The organism is Salinivibrio sp. MA427 (assembly GCF_001996115.1).
In the GTDB taxonomy this organism is placed as follows: domain Bacteria; phylum Pseudomonadota; class Gammaproteobacteria; order Enterobacterales; family Vibrionaceae; genus Salinivibrio; species Salinivibrio costicola.
On sequence record NZ_MUFH01000035.1, the window covers coordinates 1 to 14,734 of the forward strand.

17 protein-coding genes and 1 riboswitch are annotated in these 14,734 nt (G+C 51.1%); of the genes, 3 read left to right on the forward strand and 14 right to left on the reverse strand.

What is annotated here, in order from left to right:
- The first annotated feature begins 280 nt into the window (after positions 1 to 280).
- Positions 281 to 763 carry an RNA-binding protein gene (locus BZG79_RS04675; RefSeq protein WP_077677047.1) on the forward strand — a complete coding sequence of 161 codons (483 nt, stop codon included), beginning with the start codon at positions 281 to 283 and terminating at the stop codon, positions 761 to 763.
- Here the strand turns inward: BZG79_RS04675 and murI are convergent.
- Together murI and BZG79_RS04685 are read right to left on the reverse strand one after the other, a co-directional pair.
- A complete protein-coding gene (gene murI, locus BZG79_RS04680; RefSeq protein WP_077773827.1) occupies positions 717 to 1,538 on the reverse strand; it encodes a glutamate racemase in 822 nt (273 codons plus the stop codon). The two genes, BZG79_RS04675 and murI, sit on opposite strands and share 47 nt — an antisense overlap.
- Before the next feature lie 61 nt (positions 1,539 to 1,599).
- Positions 1,600 to 3,549 (reverse strand): TonB-dependent receptor, encoded by a 1,950-nt coding sequence (locus BZG79_RS04685; protein WP_077773828.1) that lies wholly within the window; start codon positions 3,547 to 3,549, stop codon positions 1,600 to 1,602.
- A 31-nt stretch (positions 3,550 to 3,580) separates the two neighbouring features.
- A riboswitch (cobalamin riboswitch) is annotated at positions 3,581 to 3,812 on the reverse strand.
- Between the two features lie 122 nt (positions 3,813 to 3,934).
- Between BZG79_RS04685 and trmA the strand changes: the two genes are divergently transcribed.
- The gene (trmA, locus tag BZG79_RS04690) at positions 3,935 to 5,038 is read left to right on the forward strand and encodes a tRNA (uridine(54)-C5)-methyltransferase TrmA (protein ID WP_077773829.1); all 1,104 of its coding nucleotides are present in this window, start codon (positions 3,935 to 3,937) and stop codon (positions 5,036 to 5,038) included.
- A gap of 74 nt (positions 5,039 to 5,112) precedes the next feature.
- Here the strand turns inward: trmA and BZG79_RS04695 are convergent, their stop codons facing one another.
- Both BZG79_RS04695 and fabR read right to left on the reverse strand, forming a co-directional pair.
- Positions 5,113 to 5,496, reverse strand: a complete 384-nt coding sequence (locus BZG79_RS04695; protein WP_021022553.1) for a YijD family membrane protein — start codon at positions 5,494 to 5,496, stop codon at positions 5,113 to 5,115.
- Between the two features lie 12 nt (positions 5,497 to 5,508).
- Positions 5,509 to 6,144, reverse strand: coding sequence for an HTH-type transcriptional repressor FabR (gene fabR, locus BZG79_RS04700; RefSeq protein WP_077773839.1), 636 nt, complete (start codon positions 6,142 to 6,144; stop codon positions 5,509 to 5,511).
- A gap of 185 nt (positions 6,145 to 6,329) precedes the next feature.
- On the opposite strand from fabR, the gene sthA reads away from it, so the two are divergent.
- Positions 6,330 to 7,748 (forward strand): Si-specific NAD(P)(+) transhydrogenase, encoded by a 1,419-nt coding sequence (gene sthA, locus BZG79_RS04705; protein WP_021022555.1) that lies wholly within the window; start codon positions 6,330 to 6,332, stop codon positions 7,746 to 7,748.
- A gap of 76 nt (positions 7,749 to 7,824) precedes the next feature.
- Here the strand turns inward: sthA and cysQ are convergent, their stop codons facing one another.
- From cysQ to gspG, 10 genes are read right to left on the reverse strand one after another with little or no spacing between them, the layout of a single operon-like run.
- Entirely contained in the window at positions 7,825 to 8,634 is an 810-nt protein-coding gene (gene cysQ / locus BZG79_RS04710) for a 3'(2'),5'-bisphosphate nucleotidase CysQ (protein WP_077773830.1), read from the reverse strand.
- 3 nt (positions 8,635 to 8,637) lie between these two features.
- Complete coding sequence (gene nudE / locus BZG79_RS04715) at positions 8,638 to 9,192, reverse strand: ADP compounds hydrolase NudE (RefSeq protein ID WP_077773831.1); 555 nt, start codon at positions 9,190 to 9,192, stop codon at positions 8,638 to 8,640.
- Between the two features lie 43 nt (positions 9,193 to 9,235).
- Positions 9,236 to 9,982 carry a type II secretion system protein N gene (locus tag BZG79_RS04720; protein ID WP_077773832.1) on the reverse strand — a complete coding sequence of 249 codons (747 nt, stop codon included), beginning with the start codon at positions 9,980 to 9,982 and terminating at the stop codon, positions 9,236 to 9,238.
- A 4-nt stretch (positions 9,983 to 9,986) separates the two neighbouring features.
- Positions 9,987 to 10,481, reverse strand: a complete 495-nt coding sequence (locus BZG79_RS04725; RefSeq protein WP_077773833.1) for a type II secretion system protein M — start codon at positions 10,479 to 10,481, stop codon at positions 9,987 to 9,989.
- Entirely contained in the window at positions 10,478 to 11,731 is a 1,254-nt protein-coding gene (gspL, locus tag BZG79_RS04730) for a type II secretion system protein GspL (RefSeq protein ID WP_199877551.1), read from the reverse strand. Before gspL ends, BZG79_RS04725 begins: the two co-directional genes overlap by 4 nt.
- Positions 11,700 to 12,704: a type II secretion system minor pseudopilin GspK gene (gene gspK, locus BZG79_RS04735; protein ID WP_077773835.1), complete on the reverse strand. Its 1,005-nt coding sequence runs from the start codon at positions 12,702 to 12,704 to the stop codon at positions 11,700 to 11,702. The genes gspL and gspK overlap by 32 nt, the downstream gene beginning before the upstream one ends.
- The gene (gspJ, locus tag BZG79_RS04740) at positions 12,701 to 13,339 is read right to left on the reverse strand and encodes a type II secretion system minor pseudopilin GspJ (RefSeq protein WP_077773836.1); all 639 of its coding nucleotides are present in this window, start codon (positions 13,337 to 13,339) and stop codon (positions 12,701 to 12,703) included. Before gspJ ends, gspK begins: the two co-directional genes overlap by 4 nt.
- Positions 13,323 to 13,700, reverse strand: a complete 378-nt coding sequence (gspI, locus tag BZG79_RS04745) for a type II secretion system minor pseudopilin GspI (RefSeq protein WP_077773837.1) — start codon at positions 13,698 to 13,700, stop codon at positions 13,323 to 13,325. The genes gspJ and gspI overlap by 17 nt, the downstream gene beginning before the upstream one ends.
- Positions 13,700 to 14,248, reverse strand: coding sequence for a type II secretion system minor pseudopilin GspH (gspH, locus tag BZG79_RS04750; RefSeq protein WP_158009991.1), 549 nt, complete (start codon positions 14,246 to 14,248; stop codon positions 13,700 to 13,702). Before gspH ends, gspI begins: the two co-directional genes overlap by 1 nt.
- A gap of 1 nt (position 14,249) precedes the next feature.
- Positions 14,250 to 14,705: a type II secretion system major pseudopilin GspG gene (gene gspG / locus BZG79_RS04755; protein ID WP_033379158.1), complete on the reverse strand. Its 456-nt coding sequence runs from the start codon at positions 14,703 to 14,705 to the stop codon at positions 14,250 to 14,252.
- Positions 14,706 to 14,734 lie beyond the last annotated feature (29 nt).

A 14,734-nucleotide genomic window follows, 5' to 3' on the forward strand; every position in this document is an offset into this window, starting at 1 on the left:
TTACTTCAACATGGCGCTGAGCGCTTGCGCTGTGTGCCGTGTCGATGTGGGGCGTAGTATAGCGACACAGATCACACTGACAAGGGTTTTTTACGTTTTTTATTTCGACTGGGCAATAATCCACCTAAAATGATGAATAACCAGCGTTTTGAAACATTCTTGATACGTGGTATTTACTGAGAGGTAACGCTGGCCTGTTTTCTTGGTCCTTTTCATGACATGCATTGCCTATTTGTTGTTCATGTCATCACTTTTAATCGCTCTATTTTTAATAATGCTTATGAAATCACCAGTCAATTTTGCACTAATTATCTGTATCGCCGTACTCGGCGCCATTATCGTCAACCTGATGGGGGTCAGTTCACCTGCCATTACATTCGCTGCAGGCGCAATCGTCAGCGGACTGGCTTGCCTCTACCTTCCTCTCCCCGATTTTAAACCAGCGACACAGGATGCCCCTGCACCACATAGCGCGAACAACGACGAGGAAGAATCACCTCAGAGTAAAACCTTGTATGTGGGTAACCTACCTTATCGCGCCAATGAAAATGATGTCCGTACACTATTTAGCGAACATGGCGAGGTTTTTGCCGTTCGGCTGATGAAGGATAAACGCACCGGCAAACGTCGAGGCTTTGGTTTCGTGGTGATGGCCGCTGCGCATGCCGAGGATGCCATCAACGCCCTGAATAACAATGTATACGGCGAGCGGACACTTAAAGTCCGTGAAGCGAACGAACCAAAAAAGCAGGCGAATAGCTAACGCGCGTCAATCCTATCGACTGTATATAGTCGGATAGCGCGTCAGCCTTAATCGGTGTTGCCGTTGCGTAAGCGTGATTGCCTGATGTTGTCGCGGTAACACTGGATAAGTTCAGTGTGGCCGTCAGTGAGACGATGCGGCGCGCGATTGCAGTGCCTGAATCAATCAAACACACTGAATCACCCAATACTTGTTGGATTTCATCTCGCAATAAGGGGAAATGCGTACATCCCAGCACCAACGTATCGATGGTGGCTGTAAACGGCGCTAAGATTGCCGTTAAGTCCTCTTGATTAACGGCCTCGCCTCGTAACTTTCGCTCTGCCATATGCACCAAAGCTGTAGTACCTACCGACACCATATGACAGCCTTTGGCGTAATCGGCAATCAACTGCTTCGTATAAGGACGAGCAACGGTGGCAGGTGTGGCCAGCAAACCTATCGTTTTATGCTGACTTTGCGCCGCTGCCGGTTTGATCGCCGGCACCACGCCGACAACCGGAATCGCTAACTGTTCACGTAACTGCGGCAGTACCAGCGTCGAGGCGGTATTACATGCGATGACGACGATATCAATATCATGCTGCATACATACCGCACTCACCAAAGCAGTCACACGAGTGATGAGTTGGGTATCGTCCAGCTCACCGTATGGGAAAGCTGCGTTATCGAACAAATAGGTGTAGTTAGCGTCAGGAAGCAGCTCTCGCACCGACTGATAAATCGATAAGCCCCCCACACCGGAGTCGAAGATCAATATATTGGGCTGCGCCATGGGACACCCATTCAATAAAAAACGCCCTTATCATAACGATAAAGGCGTGATTAAAGCTAGTTTAGAAAAAGTATCTCGCTTCCAGTGTCAATTGGCGCCCATCACCTGGATAGTAAGCGTCCCGTGCATTCGCATTAGCAGGATATTGTTTGTCAAAGAGGTTATCTACGCGAAATGTAGTTAGCCACTGTTCCAATTCATACTGTAACCCAAAGTTAGATAGCCAATAGGATGAAAGCTTTCCTTTGCTATTAGCATTATCCCCATCTTTATAGCGCGATCCAGTATAAACACCTTCAATATATGCGAGAACATCTCGAGTAATATGGACAGTACTTTGCAGTGTCGCTGTATGCATCGCTACCCACGGCAACGCATTACCCTTGTTATCACCTTCCGTAAACTCAGCATCGATATAATGGTACTCACCCACAACAAGCCACGCTGGAGTGACGTGTAACTGACCAGAGATACTTCCACCGTATCGTACAGAGCGATCTGCGTTAACATTTGCCCCATTAAAAGAGCCACTTACTGGCTTAGTTGCACTGGAATCAAATAAGATCTCATCATTAATTTCTAAGCGATAAAGGTCCACACCAATTTGGTAGTTCTCAGCTTCTTGTCGCCAACCTAACTCAACAGACTTACCTTTTTGTGGTGCTAACCCAAACACACCTGGAGAGGTGTACGCTTGCTCATCCACTTTTGCAAAACGAAAGTTCTGCTCACCACGGATATAAAGACGGTTTATCTCGTCAATAAAGTGGTTCACCCCTAACTCTAACGCGCTAGCATGTTCTTTTAATTGCTCGCCATCAGGATATGTCGCTGCATCCGTTAAGTCATCGGTTACACGTGACTTTCTTCCTCCCAAAACAAGGGTGGTCTGTGAAGACAATGGATAATGAAGCTGACTAAACACACTCATTCGTTGCTGACGGTTATCTCTATCCGTAGTGCTATAAGCACTCTGGGAAAAGTAGTCAAACGCATTATTGGCATAATCTACGCCAACGATCCAAGCCCCTTCTTCTCCCCTGTTGGGCGCAAATAATTTCTCTCCTGATATGGAGACTGTTAGCTGATCTAACTCGCCTTGACTCGGTGTTCCCCAACTTTTAGCGCTTGAGCTTGTATCCGAATACTGTAAAGAAGTAGATAACTGCCATGTGTCTCCTAGGCCTTTCTGATAGCCAATATCAAGCGAGCGAGATATTTCATGACCATAGTCTTCAGCGTGAGTGCTTTTAGACTGGCGAGGATTGGCTCGATACTCACTTTCAGTTAGCGAGCTTGGCCACTGACGATCATCGTCAAAGTAACTGAGGACTGCATGGAAGCGCTCTCTATCTCGTTGGTATTCGAGACGACTACTCAACACTCCCGAATCTTGCGCGTTATGCTCACGATAGTTGTCTGTTTTTGCATAATCTGCCGAAACTTGATAATGCCAATAGTCACTCAGCTTTCCTGATTTGCTAGCATAAGCGCCACGGGTATCAAAGTCTCCAACACGAACACCAACATGGCCTCCCTCTCTGGCTGTACTTTTTAGAATAATATTGATGACGCCACCTACCGCTTGGTCACCATATAAAACTCCCGCGCTACCAGAAAGGATTTCAATACGCTCGACTTGGCTCAAAGCAATCGAGCCTAATTGTGGACTAGATAAATCGGCTTTATTTAATCGCCTACCATCAATCAAAACAAGTGTGTTGTGAGCGCTTTGGCTACCAGAAAACCCACGCATTGCGAAAGAGGCGCCCGAATTAGTATCCGAAACCTGAATACCTGATTTTCCCCTGAGTAAGGCCGTTATATCTTGCGCACCGCTCTTGCGGATATCTTCTTGAGTAATAACAGCAACGTTTGCGGGTATTTGCGTGAGCGTATCAGCATGATGACTACGCCCTATCACCACCACCGTTTCGGTATTTTGCTCGGCCCACGCGCTCGCGGGGAGTAATGACGCCGCCACCAGGCTCGCCACAATTGGTTTGTTCATGGGTTATTCCTTCCTATCGCGAGAATATGCAGCACAATGCTGCGGGGCGGGCTGTATTCGGACTTAAGAGCGTGGCTTTCGCCGCCTACTGCTAACGACTTCCCATCGCATACTGTTAAACAGTATTGGCGACAGTGTCTGGCCAGGGGCCGAGTTAGGGTCGTTCTCTGATACCGCTGCGCGTCAGTTGCGGATTCTCACCGCATTCCTGCGATTACGGCCTGTTTGCTCGCTAATCGCTTACCCGCCCAAGGATAGTAGCCATCTAGATGGATATTGTCCATTGATAACCTTATAGAATAACGGAGAATCGTGAGCAAGGCTGGACATAGCTGGGGATTTGTCTAAAATCTGCGCTCATTTTCCAATCGCTGAGGCAGCCATCATGACCAAGGCCCAACCAACCGTTGACTACGACACACAGCTTGCTGAGAAAGTCCAACGACTCACGGAACAACTCGCACCGTTTCACGCGCCTGAGCTCGAAGTGTTTCATTCGCCAGAGACGCATTATCGGATGCGCGCGGAATTTCGGGTATGGCATGAGGGGGATGATCTTTACTACATCATGTTTGACCCGGCGACTAAACAAAAATATCGCGTTGATACCTTTCCCGTGGCGAGCCGCTTAATCAACGACTTGATGCCGCTCTTACTCGAAGCAATTAAACCCAACGAGACCTTGCGCCGCAAACTGTTCCAAGTGGACTTTTTGTCAACCCAAAGTGGCGAGATCTTGGTGTCGTTACTGTACCACCGCCAACTAGATGAAGCGTGGGAGCAGGCCGTCCAGACACTGAAGCAACGCCTCAATGATGAGGGCTTTAACCTCAACTTGATTGGCCGTGCGCGTAAGCAAAAAAAGGTACTAGACCGCGATTACGTACTAGAAAAGGTACAGGCTGATGGCCAAACCTTGGTGTACCAGCAAATTGAAAACAGTTTTACCCAGCCCAATGGCCCAGTGGCGCAAAAAATGCTGGATTGGGCGATTGATTGTACCCGAGATAGCGAGGGCGATTTGCTGGAACTGTATTGTGGTAACGGCAACTTCTCTCTGGCGCTGGCGAAAAACTTCCGTCGAGTCTTAGCCACCGAGCTTGCCAAGCCCTCGGTACAATCGGCGCAATACAATATTGCCGCCAATCATATCGATAACGTGCAAATCGTTCGTATGTCAGCTGAAGAGTTTACCCAAGCGATTAATGGTGAGCGTGAGTTCCGTCGCTTACAAGACCAAGGCGTGACGCTGAGTGATTATCAGTGCAACACCATTTTTGTCGATCCACCCCGCGCGGGCATGGATGATGAAACCTGCAAAATGGTGCAAGGCTACGATCGTATTTTGTATATTTCATGCAATCCGGAAACCTTGCTCGAGAACTTACAACGCTTAGGCCAAACCCACCGGATTAGTCGTTGTGCCCTGTTCGATCAATTCCCGTTCACCCACCATACCGAAGCCGGGGTGTGGTTAGAACGCCTATAAAACCGCTAAAGCCAGAAACAAAAAAGGCGTCGCTCGCGAAAGGGACGCCTTTTTTTTGTTTTTAGCCCTGGTGATTAGGAATCAGAGGCCGTCTCTGCAGTCTGTTTGCGACTGAAAAAGCCCAACTTATGTCCAATCCAGAAAGCTAACGCCATTGAGACCAAGATCGAGAAGAAGTTACCGCCCAGCTCTGGTATTTGCATGCGAATAAAGGCGGAATAGCCAAATGCCCCCACTAGGAAACACGCAAAGGCAATCAGCGGTGTGCCTTCTGTCAGTGGCTGTCGTTCATGCAATTGATAACAAGCATGTACGGCCAGTACAAATGCGAGAATGGGGAAGATCGAAAACGCCACGCCACTGAAAAAGACGGTGGCTAGCGTTGCACTTCCACAAATGCCAGTGACTAGCGCCAGCAATAAGAATTTACGTTCTGATTTGACTTGCTCGTGTTCCATGTTTTCACCTGTTTATGACAGTTTTTCCTGTAAGGCTCGCCGCTCACGGTCTTTACGGTACCAGTAAGCTCCCTTGGCTATCATGCGCAATTGTAACACCATTCGCTCCGCCAATTCTGCGCGTGCGTGCGGGTCGAGATCAAGGGCCTCAGCCCCCATATTGAAGACTAAAATCACACACGCCTCAGATTGATTGTACGCTTCTTCATACGTGAGCTGTGTGCGAGACTGTAAATACTCGGTTAACTCCGCAACAAAATGTTGAATTTCTCGCGCGACCGCAGCACGAAACGCAGCGGATGTACCTGACCGTTCACGGAGCAACAATCGAAACACATTCGGACTACTTTCAATAAATTCCATAAAGGTTTCGACGGAGGTACGCACCACACTGCCTTCAGTGGCAATACGTTGACGCGCTTGGCGCATCAGTTGGCGCAATAACAAGCCCCCTTCATCGACCATGGTTAAACCGAGCTCATCCATGTCTTTAAAGTGACGATAAAATGAAGTCGGTGCTATACCTGCCTCACGGGCCACTTCGCGCAAACTTAAGCCTGAGAAACTACGCTCAGCACTGAGTTGGCTAAACGCCGCATCAATGACAGATCGACGCGTTTTTTCTTTTTGTTCTGCTCGAATCCCCATCATATCCAACTCATGGTCACCATGGTGTCACTATACGCAATTTTTATCGGCAAATCAGCCAGCCTACATCACGCGCGAACGGCAATTTCACCAGAGATTGGGCACCGAAAGTTAACCTTACGGGTAATAAGCGTTAAACTAGTCATAAATGGATGTTGCAATAATGAAAATAAGGTCTGAGCCCTATGAGCAAGTCGAGTCCCCACCCAAAAGATCACTTTGACGCGATCGTTATTGGTAGCGGCCCTGGCGGTGAAGGGGCCGCGATGGGTTTGTCAAAAGCAGGCAAACGCGTCGCGGTGATTGAGCGCGAAAACACGGTTGGCGGCGGATGTACCCATTGGGGCACGATTCCCTCCAAAGCGCTGCGCCACACGGTTAGCCGGATCATCGAATTTAATCAAAGTCCGATTTATACCCAAAACACCAAGAGCCTACACAGTACGTTTGCACAAATTCTAAGTCATGCCGATTCAGTGATTGGCAAGCAAACGCGCATGCGCCAAGGCTTTTACGACCGCAACCAATGTACCTTGTTACATGGGAGTGCCACATTTATTGATGCACACACATTAGCGGTTCATCATAGTGATGGCAGCGCAGATACCTACACGGCCGATCACTTTGTGATAGCCACCGGCTCTCGCCCTTATCAACCGGCAGATGTTGATTTTGCTCACCCTCGTATTTACGACAGTGATTCAATTTTGTCGCTTGAGCACGACCCTCGTCATGTCATCATTTATGGTGCGGGGGTCATTGGCAGTGAATATGCCTCGATTTTTCGCGGGTTAGGGGTGAAGGTCGATTTAATCAATACACGAGACCGCTTGCTCTCCTTTTTGGATAACGAAATCTCTGATGCCTTGTCCTATCACTTTGGCAGTAGCGGCGTCATGATCCGTAACGATGAGACCTATGCAAACATTGAAGGCACGGAAGATGGGGTGGTCGTCCATCTTGAGTCAGGCAAAAAAATGAAAGCCGATTGTTTGCTCTATGCCAACGGACGCGCGGGCAATACCGACAAACTTAATCTTCAATCCGTCGGGCTGACACCGAATTCTCGCGGTCAACTTGATGTCGATAGCGAAAGCTATGCCACTGAGGTCGGTCACATCTACGCGGTCGGTGATGTCATTGGTTATCCAAGTTTAGCGAGTGCTGCCTACGACCAAGGCCGTGTGGTAGCTGAAGCCATCTGTCAAGGCAATGCCAATGTACGGCTGATTGAACATATTCCAACTGGGATCTATACCATTCCGGAGATCAGTTCAGTGGGAAAAACCGAGCAGGAGCTCACTGCAGAGAAAGTCCCTTACGAAGTAGGCCGATCGCTTTTTAAACACCTAGCACGAGCACAAATTGCAGGGATGGATGTCGGTAGCTTAAAGATACTGTTTCACCGTGAAACACGCGAGATCCTTGGCATCCATTGCTTTGGTGAACGTGCCTCGGAAATCATTCACATTGGCCAAGCGATTTTCGAGCAAAAAGGTGAGGCAAATACCATCGATTATTTTGTCAACACCACCTTCAATTATCCCACCATGGCAGAAGCCTATCGGGTGGCAGCGCTTAATGGGCTCAATCGCTTGTTCTAGCGGCTTTGTTCTTATCCATGCAAAACGGCACCGAGAGCGGTGCCGTTGACTGTATTATCAAACACCTGCGGTGTCTCTAGCGACGTAAAATAGATGACCACGCTAGCGACTCATCACCAAGAACAATAAAGTTTGGATTTTGCAGTGAATCCCGCTCGTTATACGACAAAGGGTCAAGCTCTGTGCTGAGGATCCGTCCACCTGCTTGTTCGACGATGCATTGCGTCGCGGCGGTGTCCCACTCACCGGTCGGTCCTAAACGCAGATAACAATCTACCGCCCCTTCCGCCACTAAACAGGCTTTCAGTGCGGCTGAGCCCAAAGGGATCAAATCGTAATTAATTTCAGGCGCTAGTTTTTCCGTCACCGCATGAATATCTTGYCGACGACTGATCGCAATGGATAACGAGGTAATCGCTTCGTCGCGCTTCATGGTCGAGATGCGATGCATATCGCCATCAGGGGTGATTTTCCACGCCCCTTTATCTTGGCACGCATAATAGGTCACACCCGATACAGGCGCATAGACCACGCCCATCACCGGATGGTTGTTTTCCACCAGCGCAATGATAGTGGCAAAATCGCCACTGCCAGCGATAAATTCTTGGGTACCATCCAGTGGATCAATCAGCCAATAGCGCTGCCATTGTTGGCGATCACTGAAGGGTACACCGCAATCTTCTTCCGACAATACCGGAATCTCCGGCGTCAAGGCAGTGAGTTTTTCCGTAATCAGCTTGTGGGCAGCTAAATCGGCGCTGGTCACCGGCGTTTGATCACTTTTGGTGATCGCTTCAAAATCACCGTCTTGATAAATATCGAGAATAACCTGGCCCGCTGAGCGGGTTATTTCAATCACATCGGGCAACAACTCAGGCAATGCCATGCCTCACCTCTCCGCTTGTAAGTACTTCAGCGCCATCATCAGTGCGGTAATACTGCGCGCTTCACAGAAATCACCATGGGTCAGTAACTCTTCCGCTTGGGCTAACGGCCAGCGAATGATCTCAAGCGGTTCGGGTYCATCACCTTCCAAGCTTTCTGGATACAAATCACGTGCCAACATCAAGGTCATACGGCTGGAAAAGTACGAAGGCGCGAGGACCACCTCTTTCAACGGGATCAATTCGCGCGCGCCCTGGCCAATTTCTTCTTTCAGCTCACGCACCGCCGCTTGCGCCGCCTCTTCACCCGGGTCAATTAAGCCTTTCGGGAATCCCAATTCATAGCGCTCTGTCCCAGCAGCATATTCTCGGACTAATAAGAGATCGCCTGACTCGGTAACCGGCACCATCATTACCGCATTACGGCCTGAGGGTTTCATCCGCTCATAGGTACGTTCAACGCCATTGCTAAACGTGAGCGCTAACGACTCCACCTTAAACAAACGAGAAGCGGCGACGACCTGTTTCGACAGGATTTGAGGAAGTTTACGCTGCGTCATAGTGTGATTTGCCACCCTTTGCTGATAGGCCAATCAGGCCTTGTTAGCCGCGAAAAGAAAAGCGATAGCGGCCTTGTTGATCTGGCGCGCCTAACCAAGATAATGGCGCCTTCATCGGCTCGGGATAGTCAGGCCCCGGCTTTAGCCATCCCGATACAGAGTATCGCCCAGACGGCGTAATTGACAATGAAAACTTATTGCTTAAAGACGCCGACTGCCCCTCGCCGTGCGCGGCAATACCTTGATTTTCGCAGGATAAAGCGGCTTGCGCAGGAATATTTTCTAGCTGCCCCATCGGCAGTTGCAATGCTGCATGCTGCCATTGGATTAGCCCTTGCAATTGCTGACACCCTGATTCAGCCAAGATGGCATCGCGCAGCACCAGATCGAGTGTGCCATCAATCGCAACGCCCGGGGGCAGTGCGATAGCGCCTGTTAATAGCTGCGCGGGCGCAGACACCAACGTTTGTGACACCGTCAGTGTCGAGCCGTTAAAACCGAGGTTCCCTTTGCCTCGCAACCCGTCAGGGCTACGTACCTGAATGGCCGCTTCAAACGTCGCGCCGGTGACTAAACGATGCCACTGCACATCCCATTGCACCGGTCCTAGGGTATAATTTTGCCACCGTATTTGTTCGACTTGCCCGTGCCAAACCGTGCCGTCGATTTCACCGATTTGTATCGCATCGGGCAAAGGCGCTAGACGTAATAAAGATGCAGGCGCATGCACCACAACACTGACCACAAAGACAAGCACACACCCGATGCCGAATAAGCCTTTTTTCCACATTGTTTTATCGCTCCAACTGCAGTCGATTCACCTTAACTTTGCCGGCCGTCTCTGTGGCTTCCGTGCTTAAACGCACTACGCGAATACCATGTACACTCGCCAGTTGATCTAACCAGCGGAGGAGTTGGTTAAACGGCAGCGGTTCAACCCCAAGCTGCACGCTATCTTCACCCGGTTGTAAGCGCGTAATTGTGAGGTTAAATTCCCCAGCACTGGCCGCGATGACTTGGTTTAATGGCTGTGTTCGGCTTGCAGAGGCTCGATGACCGCTTCCTGACTGCGCCCGCATCTGCATGATTTGGGTGCGCTTTTGTTGAACGTCTCGCAACAGGCGCTGCTCGCTGGCTAGCGCGGTATTGGCCTTTTCGGCCTGAGTCTGAAGCGGGGCGATCACTCCCCAGTACAAAAGACTAACGACCAGCACGCCACCCGCGATCAGTAATAACCGCTGCTCGCGCACACTGATCGCCTGCCACTGGGTTTGAATGCGTGCCATCATGATGGGCTCCTTAACGTAAACTCGCCACTGACTACGTCGCCACTACGGTTCAGCTGGCCGAGCTCAGTCGCATAATGCTCGCTCAGTATTCCTCGCAAACGCTCAAATTGTGCAAAGTCTCGACCTTTAGCGCGTAAAATCAACGCGTCTCGATTACCCTGATAACGCAGCGCCYGGAGCTCAAGGCCAGGCACATCATCCAGCATTGGCGCTAATTGTGCCAACCAAGGCAGTAGCGCGGAATCCTGTTGCTGCCCGGCTAGGCGGGCGATTTCAGCGTCCATTTGCCGCACCATATACGAGCGGGTTGGAATGCGTTGGTATTGTGGTAACGTCTCACGAAACAAGGCTTCGCTTTGTGAGCGTAACGCTTGCACCTGTTGCTGGGTGTCACGAAGTGTCAGCCATTGCTCGCCGCCCAACAACGCCATCACCATCACCAATAGTGCGGCGGTGGGGATCAGCGGCTTGAATCGCTGTTTCATCTGGCTTTGCGGCCGATAAGGGCCGGATAATAAATTGGCAGACACCGAGGTACTCTGTGCGGCCAACATACTGATAGTTGGTTCACTTTGCTGCCACTGCACCGGGAAGCCATCGATGGGCAAAGGCGACTCGGTGTGTGCGTCTTGCGCGCCATACACCTGCAGGCTGAGTGTCGATGACTCGGTGTCTGCCGCGCGCGCTCCCTCGGTTTGATTGCCCGACTGTTGCCACCAAGCTTGTGCCCAGAAGGCAAGCCATGCGCGCTGCCCAACCACACCTTGGTGGGGTTGATAGCGGCACAACCACTGATCGGCCAGTGGCGCTAGCGTCAACGTTTGAGGCTGCCAAGGTAAACACAACACATCCGGGATCCACTGGCGAGCATGGATATTGGCCGCATCAAGGGCCTGCTGCCAAGCTTGCATCTGCCGATGAGCTACCACCGCGACCTGAGCGGTGTTTTCTTGGGTGTCGAGCAGGGTGACATGCACCGCCTCAACCTCATCGGCTAATGCTTCTTCCAGTAAATAGGGCACGACTTTGTCTCGTTGCCGGCGCGAGCCAGGCGGTAACGTCACCGAAGTGAGCGTCAGCCAGGTACTGTCCACCAGCACGACCACACGTCTTGTCTGTGCTTGTTCTGTTAATGCTGACAACTGCTGACAGGTGCCGGTCGTCATCACTTGGTTATCGCTGGTACGCACCTGCGCCCAATAAATGGGTTGGCTGGCATCACTGATCCTGATTATCAGTCGCTCGCTCACGCATTCCTCCGAACCGACGGCGTAAAACCGATACTTGGCCGTCGTCTTGATAGTGCAATAATGCCTGGATGTGACGTTGGGCTGAGGCCACGTGCACATCGGCGTGTAATAAAAAGTAATGGCTTGTCACGCTTAAATGCGACATCACTTGCTTGCGCGCCGCCTCATCAAAATCAGTCAGCGTCAGGGTAGCGATAAAATCGTCGACACTTTTCCAACCCGACTCAGGGCGCTCGGTCAGTACCTGTTCTGCCTGTTCAACTGACAGGGCCGGGGTAAACAACGCCGATAGCAATGCAGCCTGTTTGTCCGTTAACGTGTTCACGTTCACCATCAGCTCCGCAGAGGGAATCGCACACAGCTGCGGTGATAACTGGCGAAAGACCTCAGCGTTGACCCCACGAACAGCGCGCCACTCACTGACATCGGCAATCACGGCATCAGCCGTCACGTAAGCGGGACGGACACTCTCGTAGTGAGCATCTTCCGCGCCTAACGATTGATCCAGCTGATTATTTTCATCAATATAATCGCGACTCGCTTGCGCAATCACATCGGCTTGATAACTATCGTCGACCTGGCTACCGATTAAAGCACGCAGTACGCGCACTTCATACGGCACCTCACCGCCTAATGCTGCGCCTCGCAACTGCAAACTATTTAAGTTAAAACAGGCTTGCGCATCTTGTAAGTAACCACTAACTTTGCCACCTTGAAGCGGAAATGTCCGCGCAGACTGGGCCCAGTCCTGGTTTACATTCACCGTGTCACTGTCCGATAAACTCTCGCGTAATACCGCAGAAGCAAGGGCTTCCACCGCGTTGCTGTACCAGTACACTTGCTGAAAATGGAGCTGGTTTTCCGCCCGATGGTAATTGGTAAACAATCGTGACGCCATGCTGCCAGCAATCGCTGTCATCAGCGCCATGATCATCATCACGATAAGAAGCGCCGCGCCTCGCTGTTGGGTCATTGTGCCTCCCGCTGCAGCGGCGCGGGTAACGTTTGCCCCGCCAGCAAATACGTCCGGACTAATCGCCCGTAACGCGGATGAGTAAAGCGTACTTGCACCGCTTTGGGCAAAGCATGGGCCGTGTTATAGCTTTCTTGCCAATTGTCTTCCACGTAAAACCGAAACGTGAGCGCTTTGATATCACTGAGCAAGGTGGCCACCGCTGGCTCATCACCTGCGGCCTGATCCGGATAGCGCCAACGCAGGCGCTCTAAGTGACCGTCCCGTTGTCGGTAGCCAACCGCGACGACTTCACCGCGAGGAAAACGCGCTTGCGGATTAATCCAACCGGTACGCGTAAAACGTATACCCATTTGTTCACTTTGGAGAACATCGCGTCCGGCAATCAGTAATCGCTCGGTCGGTGTTTGACCGTCGATACGCTGACGACGCGCGGCCATTTGACGAAAGTCACTGTCCATGATCACTAACGCACGTTGCAACCGCTGCAAGGTTTCGCCGACTTCACGCGATTGCACATTGCTGCGTTGTACGGTTTGTAGCACTTGATAAGCCGTCAGGCTGATACCGGCAAATACCACCAACGCCAACAAGACTTCAAGTAACGTAAATCCCTTTTCAGCGCGTCTCGACATACGTCCTCACGGTCACCAATGGATTGTCGCTCTGCTTAGCGGCGGACACCGACAGATCCACCGCTCGCAGTTGGCCGGTTTCGGTCGCCACCGGCGTAAGTTGCCATTGCCATTGCTGACCGGCCATCTCAGTGGTCCCTTGCGTCGCCTTTTCTGGCACGTCAGCCCTGAGCACGACTTCAGCAAGTTGGTTATCCGCCACCATGGCCGCTAAGGTTTTTTGCTCTAAACGCCCTAGCGAACGGGTATGCTGGCCCGTCGCCTTCATGACACTGAGCGCGGCAATGGCAAAAATGGCCACCGCCACCAATACCTCAAGCAAAGTCATGCCCTTTTGGGGGCTTGGCGTCTTGCCATGCATCAGCGGTCCTCCACCCGTTGCCAAGTAAACTGTGCCAGCTCATTGGCTTTAAGCTGCCAAGCGGCCCGGCCATCTACGTCGATTCGTAAGGTAAAAGGGGTGAGTTCACCATTGGGCAATAACCAGATCTGTGGTGGGGCCACGGGCTGTTCACCCTCGTCATCAAACAGGTTCTCAAACAGAGGCTTATCTTCGAACAAGCGGTCTTGTTGCTGCCAACCAAAGCCGTCCATGGTGAGAGAAAACCGGCTTTGCGCTGGCAAGGTCCCTTGGGTTGCCCAGCGTTCACTGCGCACGGGGCGCCACTTGTCTTCCCCCAATGTTAACAGCTGATAATCATGCTCATTGATGCGCACGCCATACGTTCGCCCCTCGAGCCAGCTTTGCTCGGCCCATAGCTTCATCCGCTGGTGTAACGCTTGCCCCGCTTCTTGCGCGCGGGTATCGGCAGGCTCTGGCAACACCATCACCACACCAGAGGCACTGACAGCGATAATGACCACCACCAGTAAGATCTCAAGGAGGGTAAAACCTGCCGCTTGGCGCATCTTATTGCAGCTCGTTAAGGTTCCAGTTACCGATGTCTTGGTTGACACCGTCGCCCCCTTCTTGGCCATCCGCGCCTAACGAGAAAATATCAATCACCCCATGTTCACCTGGGCTGACATAGCGATAATCGTTATTCCATGGGTCCTGTGGCAAGCGCTTAATGTAGCCTTGATCCGGATAGCTGCGCGGTACCGGCTCACTTTGCGGTTTGTTCACTAACGCGTCTAAGCCTTGATCGGTGGTGGGATATTGGTTGTTATCCAGTTTGTACATGTCCAGAGCATTTTCAAGCGCACTGACATCAGCAATCGCCTTTTTGACCGCGGCTTTATCTTTATTACCGAGCAAATTGGGGGCGACAAAGCTTGCTAATAAGCCAATAATCACCACCACGACCATCACTTCGAGCAGGGTAAAACCGTGTTGACGACGCATCTTGTTCTCCTTATTTATCATTATAAAATTACAACCCGACCATATCGTTC

What these genes read in the sequence shown, in the direction of transcription:
- BZG79_RS04675 (WP_077677047.1), top strand. Translation starts at nt 281, where the DNA reads ATGAAATCACCAGTCAATTTTGCACTAATTATCTGTATCGCCGTACTC.
- murI (WP_077773827.1), bottom strand. Translation starts at nt 1,538, where the DNA reads ATGGCGCAGCCCAATATATTGATCTTCGACTCCGGTGTGGGGGGCTTA.
- BZG79_RS04685 (WP_077773828.1), bottom strand. Translation starts at nt 3,549, where the DNA reads ATGAACAAACCAATTGTGGCGAGCCTGGTGGCGGCGTCATTACTCCCC.
- trmA (WP_077773829.1), top strand. Translation starts at nt 3,935, where the DNA reads ATGACCAAGGCCCAACCAACCGTTGACTACGACACACAGCTTGCTGAG.
- BZG79_RS04695 (WP_021022553.1), bottom strand. Translation starts at nt 5,496, where the DNA reads ATGGAACACGAGCAAGTCAAATCAGAACGTAAATTCTTATTGCTGGCG.
- fabR (WP_077773839.1), bottom strand. Translation starts at nt 6,144, where the DNA reads ATGGGGATTCGAGCAGAACAAAAAGAAAAAACGCGTCGATCTGTCATT.
- sthA (WP_021022555.1), top strand. Translation starts at nt 6,330, where the DNA reads ATGAGCAAGTCGAGTCCCCACCCAAAAGATCACTTTGACGCGATCGTT.
- BZG79_RS04720 (WP_077773832.1), bottom strand. Translation starts at nt 9,982, where the DNA reads ATGTGGAAAAAAGGCTTATTCGGCATCGGGTGTGTGCTTGTCTTTGTG.
- BZG79_RS04725 (WP_077773833.1), bottom strand. Translation starts at nt 10,481, where the DNA reads ATGATGGCACGCATTCAAACCCAGTGGCAGGCGATCAGTGTGCGCGAG.
- gspK (WP_077773835.1), bottom strand. Translation starts at nt 12,704, where the DNA reads ATGACCCAACAGCGAGGCGCGGCGCTTCTTATCGTGATGATGATCATG.
- gspJ (WP_077773836.1), bottom strand. Translation starts at nt 13,339, where the DNA reads ATGTCGAGACGCGCTGAAAAGGGATTTACGTTACTTGAAGTCTTGTTG.
- gspI (WP_077773837.1), bottom strand. Translation starts at nt 13,700, where the DNA reads ATGCATGGCAAGACGCCAAGCCCCCAAAAGGGCATGACTTTGCTTGAG.
- gspH (WP_158009991.1), bottom strand. Translation starts at nt 14,248, where the DNA reads ATGCGCCAAGCGGCAGGTTTTACCCTCCTTGAGATCTTACTGGTGGTG.
- gspG (WP_033379158.1), bottom strand. Translation starts at nt 14,705, where the DNA reads ATGATAAATAAGGAGAACAAGATGCGTCGTCAACACGGTTTTACCCTG.